This is a genomic window from Verrucomicrobiia bacterium, assembly GCA_035460805.1.
In the GTDB taxonomy this organism is placed as follows: domain Bacteria; phylum Patescibacteriota; class UBA1384; order CAILIB01; family CAILIB01; genus DATHWI01.
Window position 1 is genome coordinate 1 of the sequence record DATHWI010000100.1, and the last position, 1,657, is coordinate 1,657.

Annotated in this window: 3 protein-coding genes; all 3 read left to right on the forward strand. The window is 52.9% G+C overall.

Annotated elements, in window-relative coordinates; translation table 11 throughout:
- Window positions 1-449: restriction endonuclease subunit S (locus tag VLA04_03790; protein HSI20794.1), on the forward strand; the 449-nt coding region annotated here is incomplete at its 5' end.
- Complete coding sequence (locus VLA04_03795; GenBank protein HSI20795.1) at window positions 439-1,242, forward strand: hypothetical protein; 804 nt, start codon at window positions 439-441, stop codon at window positions 1,240-1,242. The genes VLA04_03790 and VLA04_03795, both read left to right, overlap by 11 nt.
- Window positions 1,243-1,253: 11 nt before the next feature.
- A partial coding sequence (locus VLA04_03800) for a type I restriction-modification system subunit M N-terminal domain-containing protein (GenBank protein ID HSI20796.1) occupies window positions 1,254-1,657 on the forward strand: 404 nt, incomplete at its 3' end.

The window sequence follows — 1,657 nt, forward strand, 5'->3', positions numbered from 1 at the left end:
CAATAAAGGTTAAGACCCAGTTCACAGTGAGGACAGACGACTTTCTAATCTCGAAAAGGCAGATCGTCCACAACGCCTGCGGTCTTGTGCCTTCATATCTTGATGGCTCAATCGTATCGAACGAATACTCGGTGCTGACCCCTAGGGAAGGGTGCGACATAAGATTCTTCAGCTACTTCGCGCAACAACGCCAGGTGAGCAAGTCCTTTTTAGACTCAAGTGTCGGCATCGTGATCGAAAAAATGCTCTTCAAGCTGGAGTGGTGGCTTAATCATGAATTCTTATTTCCCAGCGTTCGCGAGCAGGAGCGCATCGCCTCGTGCCTCGGCTCCCTCGACACCCTGATAAACGAGCAAGCAAAGAAGCTTGACACCCTCAAGACCCACAAACAGGGCCTCATGCAAGGCCTCTTCCCGACGCCGCCCAAGGAGGTGCCAGATGCCGTCTAAGACCTTTCACGCATTAGCAAATGAAGCCGGATTGGCAGCGGGCCACCTGATGGCCGGAGTAACCGCTATGTCCAAGGCAAACTACGCAGAAAAGGCTTTCTACTATCAGGCGTTCTTCAGCCTTTCGACAGGACTTGAGCGCACGTGTAAGCTCATTCTGATTTGCAATCACTTCCTGACGAACGACCAAACCTTTCCAACCGAAAAGGTCGTGCGCAGTTACGGCCATAACCTTGAAGAGCTGGTTGAGCACGTAAGCCGCCTAGGAAGAGTCAAAGACCTGGATTACCCCTTACCCTCTTCCGAAATTCACAAGGAGATGCTTCGGGTGTTGTCAACTTTTGCTACCAACGGCACGCGCTATTATAATATTGACACCGTTCTTGGCAAGGCTCTTAACTACGAGGATCCCTTAGCAGACTGGTACAAGAGCGTAGTGTTGCGCTGTTGGCAAGATTGCGTCCGACCTTCAGTTAAACACACCGTGGAGTCCAATGCTCGCATGGTAGGTGCTCTCTTGGGTCAGTTCACCTTCATACAACATACTTCAGAAGAGGGAGAGCCGCTAAACGAAGTTTACGAAGCTTCGTTGCGTACCGGCATTTGGGAGCGGAGTGCGCCCTATGTAAGACTCCATGCGCTTCAATGGAGTCGTTTTGTGGGCGAGCTACTTAGCTCGTTCTCATACAACCACGCTGATTTTCCCGTGTTCAGCGAATTCTATGGGAAGTTCTATAACCCAGATTCTTACTTGAAGTCCCGGAAGACGTGGTCACTCCAAGCAGGAAGATAAGCCAACAAGATATGACCGCACAAGAAAACCACCGACTCGGCAAAATCCTCTGGGGAATCGCGGACCAGCTCCGCGGGGCCATGAACGCGGACGACTTCCGCGATTACATGCTCTCGTTCCTCTTCCTGCGCTACCTTTCCGACAACTACGAGGAGGCGGCCAAGCGGGAGCTAGGCTCCGACTATCCGGTGGTGATGGATGGCGACAAACGGGTGCCGCTGGCGGTGTGGTACGACATGCACCCGAACGATGTGCCGCTGTTCGAGCGGCAGATGCGGGCCAAGGTGCACTACGTGATTAAGCCGGAGCACCTCTGGACCAGCATCGCTACGATGGCGCAAGGACAGCACCCAGAGCTGCTTCGCACGCTGCAGGACGCATTCAAATTCATTGAAACCGAATCGTTCGACAGCAC

Coding starts and splice junctions, on each gene's coding strand:
- VLA04_03795 (HSI20795.1), top strand. CDS start 439: ATGCCGTCTAAGACCTTTCACGCATTAGCAAATGAAGCCGGATTGGCA.